Origin of the sequence: Paraburkholderia sp. CNPSo 3076 (genome assembly GCF_026343935.1) — a bacterium.
Lineage (GTDB): Bacteria > Pseudomonadota > Gammaproteobacteria > Burkholderiales > Burkholderiaceae > Paraburkholderia > Paraburkholderia nodosa.
Genome location: NZ_JAPMAL010000001.1, coordinates 113,938 through 126,568, shown reverse-complemented (window position 1 = coordinate 126,568; position 12,631 = coordinate 113,938). Strand labels below are relative to the sequence as shown.

Annotated in this window: 15 protein-coding genes; 12 read left to right on the top strand and 3 right to left on the bottom strand. The window is 61.2% G+C overall.

Annotation, left to right across the window (positions count from 1 at the left end; all coding sequences use genetic code 11):
* Nucleotide 1: 1 nt before the first annotated feature.
* Nucleotides 2-1,003 carry an Ldh family oxidoreductase gene (locus M3A49_RS00620; protein WP_266227073.1) on the top strand — a complete coding sequence of 334 codons (1,002 nt, stop codon included), beginning with the start codon at nt 2-4 and terminating at the stop codon, nt 1,001-1,003.
* Between the two features lie 25 nt (nt 1,004-1,028).
* Here the strand turns inward: M3A49_RS00620 and M3A49_RS00615 are convergent, their stop codons facing one another.
* On the bottom strand, nt 1,029-1,907 hold the full coding sequence (locus M3A49_RS00615) for a LysR family transcriptional regulator (RefSeq protein WP_266227072.1): 879 nt from the start codon (nt 1,905-1,907) through the stop codon (nt 1,029-1,031).
* A 23-nt stretch (nt 1,908-1,930) separates the two neighbouring features.
* Here M3A49_RS00615 and M3A49_RS00610 point away from each other — a divergent pair, with 23 nt between their 5' ends.
* The 11 genes from M3A49_RS00610 (at nt 1,931) to M3A49_RS00560 (ending at nt 10,614) form a co-directional block, all read left to right on the top strand.
* Nucleotides 1,931-2,104 carry a hypothetical protein gene (locus tag M3A49_RS00610; protein WP_266227071.1) on the top strand — a complete coding sequence of 58 codons (174 nt, stop codon included), beginning with the start codon at nt 1,931-1,933 and terminating at the stop codon, nt 2,102-2,104.
* 24 nt (nt 2,105-2,128) lie between these two features.
* Nucleotides 2,129-2,920 (top strand): sulfite exporter TauE/SafE family protein, encoded by a 792-nt coding sequence (locus M3A49_RS00605; RefSeq protein WP_266227070.1) that lies wholly within the window; start codon nt 2,129-2,131, stop codon nt 2,918-2,920.
* Nucleotides 2,921-2,977: 57 nt separating this feature from the next.
* Nucleotides 2,978-3,259, top strand: a complete 282-nt coding sequence (locus M3A49_RS00600; protein ID WP_133180037.1) for a UxaA family hydrolase — start codon at nt 2,978-2,980, stop codon at nt 3,257-3,259.
* A gap of 167 nt (nt 3,260-3,426) precedes the next feature.
* A complete protein-coding gene (gene dctA / locus M3A49_RS00595) occupies nt 3,427-4,701 on the top strand; it encodes a C4-dicarboxylate transporter DctA (protein WP_254355364.1) in 1,275 nt (424 codons plus the stop codon).
* Nucleotides 4,702-4,816: 115 nt separating this feature from the next.
* Nucleotides 4,817-5,533, top strand: a complete 717-nt coding sequence (locus M3A49_RS00590; RefSeq protein WP_266227069.1) for a succinate dehydrogenase/fumarate reductase iron-sulfur subunit — start codon at nt 4,817-4,819, stop codon at nt 5,531-5,533.
* Nucleotides 5,533-5,880 carry a succinate dehydrogenase gene (locus M3A49_RS00585; protein WP_266227068.1) on the top strand — a complete coding sequence of 116 codons (348 nt, stop codon included), beginning with the start codon at nt 5,533-5,535 and terminating at the stop codon, nt 5,878-5,880. The genes M3A49_RS00590 and M3A49_RS00585 overlap by 1 nt, the downstream gene beginning before the upstream one ends.
* Nucleotides 5,880-6,233, top strand: a complete 354-nt coding sequence (sdhC, locus tag M3A49_RS00580; protein WP_254355405.1) for a succinate dehydrogenase, cytochrome b556 subunit — start codon at nt 5,880-5,882, stop codon at nt 6,231-6,233. The genes M3A49_RS00585 and sdhC overlap by 1 nt, the downstream gene beginning before the upstream one ends.
* Nucleotides 6,234-6,301: 68 nt before the next feature.
* On the top strand, nt 6,302-7,177 hold the full coding sequence (locus M3A49_RS00575; RefSeq protein WP_266227067.1) for a fumarate hydratase: 876 nt from the start codon (nt 6,302-6,304) through the stop codon (nt 7,175-7,177).
* 1 nt (nt 7,178) lies between these two features.
* Nucleotides 7,179-7,793 (top strand): fumarate hydratase C-terminal domain-containing protein, encoded by a 615-nt coding sequence (locus M3A49_RS00570; protein ID WP_266227066.1) that lies wholly within the window; start codon nt 7,179-7,181, stop codon nt 7,791-7,793.
* Nucleotides 7,790-9,520, top strand: a complete 1,731-nt coding sequence (locus M3A49_RS00565; RefSeq protein WP_266227065.1) for an L-aspartate oxidase — start codon at nt 7,790-7,792, stop codon at nt 9,518-9,520. The genes M3A49_RS00570 and M3A49_RS00565 overlap by 4 nt, the downstream gene beginning before the upstream one ends.
* 98 nt (nt 9,521-9,618) lie before the next feature.
* On the top strand, nt 9,619-10,614 hold the full coding sequence (locus M3A49_RS00560) for a Bug family tripartite tricarboxylate transporter substrate binding protein (protein ID WP_266227064.1): 996 nt from the start codon (nt 9,619-9,621) through the stop codon (nt 10,612-10,614).
* Nucleotides 10,615-10,731: 117 nt separating this feature from the next.
* On the opposite strand, the gene M3A49_RS00555 is transcribed toward M3A49_RS00560, so the two are convergent.
* Both M3A49_RS00555 and M3A49_RS00550 read right to left on the bottom strand, forming a co-directional pair.
* A complete protein-coding gene (locus tag M3A49_RS00555) occupies nt 10,732-10,890 on the bottom strand; it encodes a hypothetical protein (protein WP_266227063.1) in 159 nt (52 codons plus the stop codon).
* Between the two features lie 161 nt (nt 10,891-11,051).
* Complete coding sequence (locus M3A49_RS00550) at nt 11,052-12,623, bottom strand: tripartite tricarboxylate transporter permease (RefSeq protein WP_266227062.1); 1,572 nt, start codon at nt 12,621-12,623, stop codon at nt 11,052-11,054.
* Nucleotides 12,624-12,631: the final 8 nt, after the last annotated feature.

Sequence of the window (12,631 nt, the reverse complement as noted above, 5' to 3'; positions counted from 1 at the left end):
CATGACGCGGATCTCGTCCGGTGATCTTCACGACCTCGCCACGTGCACGATGCTTGCCGCGGGCGCCACGCCGCGCACGGCCCAGGCCACCGCGCGCGCGCTCGTCTACGCCGACGAACGCGGCCTGTCTTCGCACGGCGTCGCGCGTTTGCCGATGTATGTCGCGCAGTTGCGCAACGGCCGTGTCGACGCGAAGGCCAGCCCGTCGGTCGTCGAATCGCGCAATGCCGCGGTGTTGATCGACGCGGCGGACGGCATGGCGTTTCCGGCTTGCGAACTGGCTGTCGAAACGCTCGTGAAGCGCGCGCGGGAACACGGCAGCGCGGTCGTGAGCGTGACGCGCAGCCACCACCTTGGCGCGGGCGCGTGGCATCTGGAGCCGGTCGGCGCGGCCGGCATGGTGGGGCTTGCATTCAGCAACACGCCCGCAGCGATGCCGGCGTGGGGAGGGCGGCATGCCGTATTCGGCACCAATCCCGTGGCGGCCGTGTTTCCGCGCCGCGACGGCAAGCCGCTGATGATCGATCTGTCGTTGTCCAATGTCGCGCGCGGCAAGATCATGGTGGCCGCGCGCGAAGGCAAGCCAATTCCCGAGGGTTGGGCGACTTCGCGCGACGGCCGGCCGACAACCGATGCGAAGGCCGCGCTGGAAGGCATGATGCTGCCGTTCGGCGGGGCGAAAGGGGCGATGCTCGCGCTCATGGTCGAATTGCTCGCCGCCGCGCTGGCGGGGGCGAACTTCGGCTACGAGGCGGGTTCGTTCCTGACCGAAGAGGGCGAGAAGTCGCGCGTGGGCCACCTGTTCTGGGCGATCGATCCGGGTGCGCTGGCGGGCAATGCCGCCTATCTTGCGCGCGTCGAGGCGTTGATCGAAGTGATGCTGCAGGACGCCGATGTACGGTTGCCGGGGCGACGACGGGCCGGTCTCGCCGATACTGCTGCGCGCGACGGCATCGACATTCCCGACGCCCTGCTCAATCAGTTGAGAACGTTGGCGGCGTGAGCGCGTGCGGCGATCGCCGGATGGGTCAGGCCGCCGTGAAGTAACTCTTGATCGCGTCGGTGAATGCGGTACGGCTGTGCCTCGCGCGTTCGAGCAAGCCAACGTGGCGCCGCACGTCGACGCCGTCGAGCGACATGACGCGGATGGCGCGATCGTTGGCGAAGTCGACGTTGGCGAGTTCAGGAACGATCGAAATGCCGAAGCCCTGGCGCACCAGCGCGACGATCGCTTCGACGGAGTTCAGCTCCATCGCTTCGTTGACTTCGACCTTGCACTGATCGAGCACATTCTGCACGAGGTGTCCGGTCCATGTGCTGCGGTCGAAGCGCATGAACGGCGCATGGCGGAGGATGTCGTCTTGCTGCGGCGGCAAATCGAAGTGCGGGGCCGTTGGCATGATGAGGATCATCGGTTCCGAATACAGAGGTGTCCAAAGGAGTGTGGACGCGAGGGGATGCGGAGACTGCGTGACGACCGCCGCATCGAGTTCGCCGACTTCGACCTGGTGCGCAAAATCGCTGGACATGCCGGCGAGCAGATGCACATCGAGGCGAGGATGGTGTTGGCGTATTGACCATAAGGCATCGGCGAATGCGCCCATCAGCGCGGAGACGAGTGCGCCGATCACGACCGTTCCCGACATTTCGTCGCCGCCGGCGGCGACCTCGAGAAGTTCGTAGCGGCGAACGATTTCCTCGATCTCGGGAATGAGTGCGCGGCCAACGGGATTCAGCACGGCAGCGCGTGCGTTGCGGTCAAAAAGCTGAACATTGAGATCGCTTTCGAGCGCGCGAATCTGCAGGCCGATGGCAGCCGCCGTGAGGCCGACCTTGTTGCCGGCGGCGGCAAAGGTGCCACATCGCGCGACGGAGAGAAATATTTTGAGGGTGCGAATGGATGGCATTGCTCGCGTTTCGCGGAGAAGACATGCTCGCTTCGATCCCTGAAATTTTACGCAACCTAAAGTATTTCCTGGTCTCAGGAAAACCATTACTGCGTTTATCTTTAGCAAGCCGCAAGCGACAATGGACGCAGCAGCGCGGCCAGATTTTCTGGGCCGGCGCAGTCAATGCATCCCCCGCATGCCCCCCACAACCCTGAACGTCGCTCCGGGATCCTTCATCAATGACAGCCTGGTTGAATGCGCAAATCGCCGCTGGCGCCATCGGAATCGGTGTCAGTTCGATCGCAGTGGCGGGAGCGGTCGTGGCGATCGCGTATCTGGTCTACGGGCTGACGGGTTTTGGTTCGTCGATCGTTGCCATACCGTTGCTCACGCAACTGGTGCCTCTGCGCACGGCAACACCTGTGATGCTGGTGCTGGATCTCGTTGCCGGGATGCTCGTGGGCATGCGCAACCTTCAGTTTGTTCAGACCCAGGAACTCAAAAGGCTCGGGCCATGGTTGTGCATCGGGCTTCTGCTGGGCGTGAGCGTGCTGGTTTGCGTGCCGGAAAAGCCGCTCGAACTCATTCTTGGCGTGTGCCTTTTGGCCTACTCGCTCTGGAAGGTCATGTCCCGTGGCGAATTTCGTGAGATCGGCGGACGCTGGGCCCTGCCATTGGGCTTCTTTGGCGGATGCCTCACAGCAGTATTCGGTACCGGCGGCCCGGTTTACACGATTTATCTGGCCGGCCGTTTGCGCGATCCCGACCAGCGACGTGCAACGATCAGCATACTCATTACCGCCACGGCGATCGCCCGGCTCATTCTCTTCTCCGTTTCCGGACTCTATCGAAACCCGGCTGTCCTCCCGCTCGCCAGCTTTCTGTTGCCTTGCGGCGCGGTGGGATTGTTCGCCGGTGCGAGGCTGCGCAGCGCCATTTCGGCGCAACGCGTCCTCACGCTTCTCTGGATCGTTCTTATCGTCGCGGCAGTCAATTTGATCATTCGTTCCGTACCGGCGTTGTTCGGCTAGGCCACTTCGTTACCCATGCCGGTTCACACCCGATTCCACTTGAACAAGGAGTAGACGATGATTCACGCGGTGTTGCATGAGCGCGAAGACACGGTTGGCGTTGCCGTGGTCGAGGGCATCAAGGCGGGCCTGGCGTTGAACGCCTGGATCATGGATGACGACAAGGTAGTCGCGATCGTCGCCCAGCAGGACATTCCGATCGGTCACAAGGTGGCGCTCAAGGACATGGCCGTGGGCGACACCGTCTACAAGTACGGCGTCGATATCGGCAAGGTCGTGGCGCCCATCAAGGCGGGCGAGCACGCTCACGTTCACAACATCAAGACGAAGCGCTGGTAAAAGCGGCAATCAAGATTGAATGCATGAGACGGCCTGGAAATATTCGCCCGGCAGAGGCGATCTCCAGGTTGTTGCCACAACTGGTCAGAGTGCCGGGTCTGCGCGGCCCGGCAACTTTCTCGTCAACGTCGCGTGCACGCGGCGTGAGGCGAGATCAAGGAGACACCATGTTGCGTCGTTTTTGCAGGCACATTTATGTCCAGGTCCTGATCGCCATCCTGATCGGGATCGCCGTCGGACATTTCTTCCCGACGTTCGCCCAGTCCCTGAAGCCGTTATCGGATGCGTTCATTCGTCTGATCAAGATGATTACGCCGCCGTTGATCTTCACCACGATCGTATGCGGCGCCTCGCAGATCGGCGAGATGCGCACGCTGGGCCGTATCGCGGGCAAGACCATTATCTATTTCGAGGTGGTGACCACGCTGGCCTTGCTGATCGGCATGTTGATGGTGAACCTGATTGGCCCGGGTGTCGGCATGAATATCCAGCCAGGCACCGCCGATGTACACGTGCTGGCGCAATTTCAAACGGAAGTGCATCACGGCGGCGGCCTCACGGGCTTTTTCCTCAACATCATTCCTTCGAGTTTCCTGAGTCCGTTTGCTTCGGGCGACATGCTGCAGATCGTCGTGATTGCCTGCTTGTTCGCGGTGGGCTTGTCGTATATCGGCGAGAAGGGGCAGCCGGTCCTGACGTTCTTCGACGCGGTGTCGGCGGTGCTCTTCAGGATTGTGGGCTTCATCATGAAGCTCGCACCGCTCGGCGCGTTGGGGGCGATGGGCTTTGCAGTCGGGAAATACGGACTGTCGGCATTGAATTCGCTCGGCATGCTGCTCATCACGATCTACGTGGCGACGATCTTTTTCCTCGTGGTCGTGCTGGGCACCATCTGCCGGATGAGCGGTTTCAGCCTCCTTCGGCTGGTCAATTATTTGAAGGGAGAGATTCTGCTCGTGCTTGCCACGACGTCGTCTGAATCGGTGTTCCCGCAATTGATCCGCAAGCTCGAAGGCATGGGGTGCCCGAAACAGGTCGTCGGTATCGTGATGCCGATGGGCTATTCGTTCAACCTCGACGGGACCTGTGTGGCGCAGGTGATTTGCGCGATGTTTATCGCGCAGGCCTATAACGTGCCGCTGTCATGGACAGACCAGATCGGGCTGATGGTGCTCTCGATGATCAGCTCGAAAGGCGCAGCTGGCGTATCGGGCGCAGGTTTCGTCACGCTGCTCGCCACGCTCACGGCGTTCAAGCAGATTCCCATTGAAGGCGCGGCCCTCATTCTTGGGGTGGACCGTTTCATTTCGGAAGTGCGCGCCGTCACCAACATGATCGGGAACGCCGTTGCCACGCTCGTGGTGTCCGGACTCGAAAAGGAACGCGACAACGCGCAAATGGCCACCGTGCTGAAGCTGCGGCGCGTGCGCGGCGAGGCATAGGAAACCTTTAGCTGAACGCCAGAATTATTCGATTTTTCTTGACGATGAATTGTTGAACAATCGATGTACGAAATCCGTTCAATCGTACTGCGTCAGCAGCTATTCGAGAGGCATCGTGGATACCGACAAACTTCGAGTCAGAGTCTGGAGAAGTGTTACGCGTGGGCTCGTCACTTACGAGGTCCCGCGTTACGAAAGTCAAACGGTCCTGGACGTCGTGACGTTCATTCAGCGGCAACTGCAGCCCGACCTCGCATACCGGTTCGCGTGCCGCGTGGGCATGTGCGGATCCTGTGCGATGAACGTCAACGGCAAGGCGCGCTGGACCTGCCGCACGCACGTGTCGAAAGTCGCGGTGAACGACGAACTGGAGATCGCGCCGCTCTCCAATCTGCCCGTCATCAAGGACCTCGTGACCGACATGAGCGACTTCTTCGACAAGTGGAGCCGGGCCAAGGGGCAGTTTTCGGGTAGCCGCTCGCGCCACGACGATTTCGCGAGAGTGAGTCCCGAGAGCGCGCAACGAAAGGCGGCGGACGCCGGGATCGAGTGCATAGGTTGTGGCGTGTGCTATTCGTCCTGCGACGTCGTGACGTGGCGCCCGGATTATCTGGGGCCCGCCGCGCTGAACCGTGCGTGGACGCTCGTCAACGACGAACGCGACACGCAAACGCTCGAACGTCTGCGCGCCGTCGCTGGCGACGCGGGCTGTCACTCGTGTCATACCCAGGCCACGTGTACGGAGCGTTGCCCCAAGCAGCTCTCGCCGACAGCGGGCATTGCCGGCCTCAAGCGGATGACGATGAAGGCCGCGCGCGAAGGAGACCTGTAATGCAAGCCCTCTCTCTTCGCACTCAGGCTCGTCTTTGGTACTGGCAGCGCATGAGCGCGACGGTACTTGCGCTCTGCGTGTTCGTTCATCTCGGCGTCATCATCTGCGCCGTCCATAGCGGCTTGAGCGCATCGGCCATTCTCGGCCGCACGCGCGGAAATCTGTGGTTTGGCGCCTTCTATACGGTATTTGTGATGGCGTGTGCGGTCCACGTGCCTATCGGCCTGCTCAGAATCTCAGAGGAGTGGCTGCACTGGCGCGGAAAGGCTGCACAGGTCGCCTGTCTCGCATTTTCCGCTGGCCTCGCGCTGATGGGTTTGCGCGCCGTTTATGGAGTCGTATCGTGATGCGAAAGAACGACTATCGCGCCCGCACGCATCCTGCCTGGTGGGCCTTTCTCGTGCATCGTCTTTCCGGTCTGGCGCTGGCCTTGTTCCTGCCGGTTCACTTCTGGGCGCTCGGCCATGCCATTACGGGCGAGGCTTCTCTCGATGGCTTTCTTCGTGTGACCGACCAGCCGCTTTTCAAGTTTGGCGAATGGGGACTCGTGGTCCTGCTCTCGCTTCACATGATGGGGGGGATTCGTCTCTTGCTGATTGAATTTCTGCCGTGGACCGGCTTGAGAAAGAACTGGCTCGCCTTCGGTTTGGGGGCAAGCACCTGTACGGGCCTGGCTTTCCTGCTCGCGCTCGTGCATTAGCCCCGTATAGCGGAAATCCACGCTGCACGACAGCCCCGCAACTTTTTACCAATCCGGATGAGACGGCCATGAAACTCGATCTCGACGTCGTCGAGGAAGCCTCGAAGGAACTGTATATCCGCGCCCTCAAGTTGCTCCCGCCCGACGTGAAAGAGGGCATTGAAAGGCTTTCCGCCAGCGAAACGTCGCCGGTCGCGCAGCGGGTTCTCGAAACGATGCGGACCAATATCCGTGTCGCCGAAGATACGGAGAACCTGCTTTGCCAGGACACGGGCATCCCGATTTACAATGTCGCGCTTGGGCGCAACGTCGAGTTCGACGGCTTCGCATTGAAGGCGGCGATTCGCAAAGGGTGCGAGCGCGCCACGAAGGAACACCCGCTGCGTTCGTCGGTCGTGCATCCGCTCACGCGCAAGAACAATCACACGTCGTGCGGCATCGAGGTGCCCGTCATTCACGTCGACTTCACGGACGAGAACGAGACCGCAACCATCGAGATGGTGCCGAAAGGCAGCGGCTCGGAGAACAACTCTTTCCTGAAGATGGCCGTGCCCGCCGAGGGTATCGATGCGATCAAGATGTTTGTCGTCGACTGTGTGATCTCGGCAGGCGGCAAAACGTGTCCGCCGACGATCGTGGGCGTAGGTCTCGGCGGCACGTCCGATCTATCCATCGCGCTAGCCAAACGTGCCGCGACGCGCGCGCTGGGCACCACGTGCGCCGACCCCGAAGGCGCGGCACTCGAACGCGAATTGACTGAGGCCGTGAACCGTCTCGGTGTCGGCCCGCAGGGTCTCGGGGGCGATAGCACGGCGTTTGCGGTGCATATCGAACTGGCGTCGACGCACATCACGATGAATCCCATTGCGGTCAACATGCAGTGTCATTCGGCGCGGCGCGCGAAGGCGCTGCTTACCACAGACGGTCTCACTTACGGATTCTGAAATGGCTCACTACGACCTCTATACGCCTGTCGACGAGTCGCAGATCCGCAAGCTGCGCGTGAACGATACGGTGACCTTGCATCAGACGCTGTTCGGCATCCGCGACGCCACGCAGATCCATCTGTTCGACAAGGGGCGCACGACGGAATTCGACCTGCGCGGGCACGCGGTCATTCACACGGCGCCCAACGTGCGCAAGGTCGCTCCAAGCAGCGAATTCCCGGCGGGATATCAACCGGTCTGCATCGGCACGACCACGTCGGACCGCATGGAACGCTTCACGCGTCCGCTGATGGAGCAGTACGGCGTACGCATGATCGTTGGAAAGGGCGGCTTGCGCGAAGGATCGAAGTCGGCGTTCCAGGATCTGGGCGGCGTCTACCTGGCGATTATCGGCGGCACGGCGGCGCTCGAAACGACATGGATCGAGAAGATCGAAGCCGTCGATCTGGACGACCTCAATCCGGAGTCGCTCTGGAAATTCAGGATCAAGGGCTTCGGCCCGCTGCTCGTGGCCATGGACAGTCACGGCGGCAGCCTGTACGACGAAGTCAGGGGCGACACCGCCTCGCGACGGGCCGACGTTCTCGAAAGCCTTGGAGTACCGACAAAATGAATATCGAGCGCGTCAAGACGGATATCCTGATTCTCGGCTCGGGCGGCGCCGGTCTCTTTGCCGCGCTGCACGCGCACAAGCAGGCGCCGGACCTCTCGATCACGGTTGCCGTGAAAGGGCTGCTCGGGAAATGCGGCTGCACACGCATGGTGCAGGGTGGCTATAACGTCGCTCTGGCGCCCGGCGATTCGGTCGAGCGTCACTTCATGGACACGATTGAGGGGAGCAAATGGTTGTCCAACCAGGACCTCGCCTGGGCGTTGGTGAGCACGGCGGTCGAGCGCGTGCGCGAGCTCGAAAACGAGCTCGGCTGCTTTTTCGACCGTAACCCCGACGGGTCGATTCACCAGAAGGCGTTCGCGGGTCAGACGTTCGACAGAACGGTCCACAAGGGCGACCTGACCGGCATCGAGATCATCAACCGCCTGGCCGAGCAGGTGTGGAGCCGCGGCATCCATCGCCTCGAAGAGCATCGGGCCATCGAATTGATCAAGACGCGCGACGGCAAGCATGTCGCGGGCGTGTTGATGATCGACATGCGCACGGGCCGGTTCGTATTCGTGCAGGCGAGAGCGGTGCTGCTCGCAACGGGCGGCGGGCCGACGATGTACAAGTTCCATACGCCGTCGGGGGACAAAAGCTGCGACGGACTCGCGATGGCGCTGCGCGCGGGCCTCACGCTGCGCGATATGGAAATGGTGCAGTTTCATCCTACGGGTCTGCTTGCCGGCAGTCACACGCGGATGACCGGAACCGTGCTCGAAGAAGGACTCCGCGGGGCAGGGGGGTACTTGCTGAACGGCTCGAAAGAGCGGTTCATGGATCGCTATGACAAGCGCGGCGAACGCGCCACGCGCGACATCGTTTCGCGCGGCATCTATTCGGAAATGCGTGCGGGGCGGACTTCGCCCAATGGCGGCGTGTACATCCAGATGAGCCACCTGGGCCCGGACAAGGTGCGCACGCAGTTCAAGGGCATGGTGGAACGTTGCGCGGACTGCGGATTCGATCTCGCGGGCGGGCTCGTCGAAGTGGTGCCGACCGCGCATTACATGATGGGCGGCGTGACGTTCCACACCGACTGCGGCACCGAGTTGAGTGGACTCTTCGCGGCGGGAGAGGACACGGGTGGCGTGCACGGAGCGAACCGGCTGGGTGGCAACGGCGTGGCGAACTCCACGGTGTTCGGCGGCATCGCAGGCGACAACATGGCGAGGTGGGTCAAAGCGCAAGGTGAATATCGCGAACCCGATTCGCTTGCCATCGAAGGTGCCATCAAGGAAGCCGAAGTCCCTTTCTCCAAGAACGGAAAAGGCCTGGAGAGCATCCGGGAAGCGCTCTACGAATGCATGTGGACGCATGTCGGGATCATTCGCGATCGCGACGGGCTCTTGCGGGCACGCCAGGTCCTGGCCGAACTTCACGAACGGTTGATGCTCACCGGCGTGGTGGACGGCGATCGCGCATTCAGCGCGCAGTGGCACGACTGGCTGAACCTGAAGAATCTGATTGCAGTTAGCCAGATCATCACCGAGGCAGCCCTATCCCGCGAGAATTCGCGGGGCGCGCATTTCCGTGAGGATTATCCGGAAGCCGGCGATCTGGAGAGGTCCGCTTACACGACGATTCGCAAAAGTGGAGGAGAGGTCGAGATCAAACAGGAGCCAGTGACATTTAGCCGGGTACGGCCGGGAGAAACGATTCTTTGCGAGCAGATGGCGCAATGAGGGGTGCCGCGTGGCAAGCGCATTTCCGGAAACTGCTTCGCTGTCCACCTTGAATCGAGCCACGGCCGATCCACACTATTTCAAACGGAGACAACGCAATGCCCCCCAAATTCGTTCGCACGCTTCGGCGCGGGCTCGTGCTCGCTGCCGCACTTTCCGCTGCCCTGCAAGTGCAGTCGGCCGCTCATGCAGAAGACGCGTGGCCTTCCCAGCCGATCCGGATCATCGTTCCCTTCTCTGCCGGCGGGTCGACCGATGTGCTGGCCCGCACGATCGGCCAGGGATTGGGGACGCTCTGGAAGCAGTCCGTGGTGATCGACAATCGGCCCGGCGCGGGTGGCATGATCGCCGCCGAAGTCGAAGCGAAGTCTTCGCCTGACGGCTACACATTGATGCTGGCTTCGGGGAGCATGTTCACCGTCAATCAGTACATCTACAAAAAACTCCCTTATACGGCCAAGGATTTCAGCTATATCACGACGGTGGCGAGTAATCCGATGGTCGTTGCCGTGGCGCCCTCGCTGCCCATTTCGAATGTGAAGGAGCTGATCGCCTACGGGAAAACGCAACATCCCAAGCTGAACTTTGGTTCAGCCGGTATCGGCAGCCAGGTTCACATGGCCGACGAAGCGTTCTCGGGCGCGGCGGGCATTCCGATGGTTCACGTGCCCTATAAGGGCGAGGTGCTTGCGCTGAACGATCTGATGGCGGACCGCGTGCAGGTCGTGTTGCCCAACATCGCTGCGGCCATGCCCTTCATGAAGGGCAAGACGATCAAGGTGCTCGCCGTGACCGGCGACCACCGCTCAGCTGCGTGGCCCGATATTCCGACTGTGAGCGAAGCCGGCTTGCCCGGTTTCAATGTGACCGGCTGGTTCGCACTCGTGGCGCCGGCGGGCACGCCCGCGAACGTCATCAACAAGATTCAGCAAGATACCGTGAAGGTGCTCGCACAGCCCGCCACGCGCCAGCACCTGGCCGTGCTCGGTATGGACCCGGTAGGCGACACGCCTGCCCAACTTCAGGCCAGGATCGCCACGGAATCGGCGAAATGGCAAAAGGTCGTCAGCGCGAGCCATATCGGCGCGAATTGAACTTGATCGTTGATTGCTGTTGTTGCGAAGCCCGCCGGATGCGACGTCCCGGCGGGCTTTTTCATTTGCTTGGCTGATTATCGGCCCCGTATCGCAAGCGCGGCGGCCGAGCCGAGGTCAGGACTGAATCGGACGACGATTGACGGCCGCTTTCAGATCGCTGATGTCGTCGTGCAACTCGAGCATCCAGCGTGCGGTAGCGGCGATCTGGCGTTGAATGCGTTCGAAGGTATCAGGGGAAGTGCGAACGGGCGAGGAGGGGGTATTCACGAGCAACGGGTTTTCAGTTAGGTAGTAACCCGTATTGTACTAGCGTTGAAGCGAACAGGTGATCGCACATGACCGATGCTATGGCCTGCTTACAACAAAATCCCGGGCGGTATTACGCCAACCGGATCGACTTTACCGCCCGGACAGTTTGCAGCCGAGCGGTCTTTCTACTGCCCCGTTAAATCGCTGCTGGCCCGGGGCATTTCGGCGCGCGCTCCACCCTGGCGCACGCGTTCTTTCTTGTTCGCGCGGCGGCGGTTTCGTTGTGCCGATAGCGTGACCATCACGACGAGCAACAGCGATGTAATGAGGAATCCGCAGCTGATGGGCCGCTCGATGAAAATGGACATATTGCCGTGCGAAATGAGCAGCGCGCGGCGAAAGTTCTCCTCGATCATCGGTCCGAGGACGAAGCCAAGCAAGATAGGCGCGACTGAAAAGCCAAGGTAATTGAACACGGTGCCGATCAAGCCGAACGCCAGGACTTGCCACACCTCGAAAAGGCTGTTCTGGGTGCTGAATACGCCAACGGCAATAAAGAACATCGCAGAGGGAAACAGATACCGATAAGGCAGTCTGAGCAATTTGACCCACACGCCGATCATCGGCACATTGAGCAGCACGAGAAGAATATTGCCGATCCAGAAGCTAGCAATGAGGCCCCAGAAGATATCGGGGTGCTCCGAGATCAACTGTGGGCCAGGCGTAATGCCCTGAATAATGAGCGCACCGAGAATCAGCGCCATCACCGGGTCGCCGGGTATGCCGAGGCTCATCGTCGGAATGAAATCGACCTGCGTTTTCGAGTGCGATGACGCTTCGGGCGCCGCGACGCCGGCGATCACGCCCGTGCCGAACGCCTGGGGATTCTTTGAGAGCTTGCGCTCCAGCGCATAGGCCACGAACGTCGTGATCGTCGGGCCGGTTCCCGGCATGGCGCCGAACAGCGCGCCCACGGCCGTTCCTCGTGTCATTGGCCAGAAGGTGGCTTTGAGTTCCTCGCGCGTGGGGCGCATGTCCTTGAAGCGCACGCTCAGCGACTTGCTCGATACCTGCATTCTGTTGACGTTGCACAGGAAGTCGGCCACGCCAAAGAGCCCCATCGCGATCGCAACCAGTTCGAGCCCGTCGTTCATGTCGGTCAGGCCAAACGTGAAGCGGAACGTGCCCGTATTGACATCGGTGCCGGCCATGCCGCAAAGCAAGCCGAAAAGCGTCATGGCGATGCCTTTGAGCGCCGAGCCTCTCGACATTGTCGAGCCGGCGAGCAGACCCAGCAGCATGACGGAGAAGATCTCCGAGGGGCCAAACTTGAAGGCCATTGCCGTGAGCAATGGCGAAGCAAAAATCATCAGGATGATGCCGGTCGACGCCGCGAAGAACGAACTCAACATCGTGATGCCGAGCGCCGCGCCGCCTCTGCCGGCCTTTGCCATGGGATACCCGTCGAGACAGGTGATCGCATGCGGAGGGTGAGAAGGCAGATTGAGCAGAATGGCGCCGATTGCGCCGCCGTATTGAGATCCGTAGAAAATGCCGGCGAGCATCAGGATCGCCGGTACAGGGTGCATGACATAGGTCAGCGGCAACAGGATGGAGATTGCCGACAGCGCGCCCATGCCCGGCAACACGCCCACCATGTTGCCCACTAGAACGCCAAAGAACGACCACATCAGGTTGGTGCCTTGAAGCGCAACCGAGAAGCCGTAAAAGAGGTCGTGCAAGGATTGTTCGATCATGTTGCTCA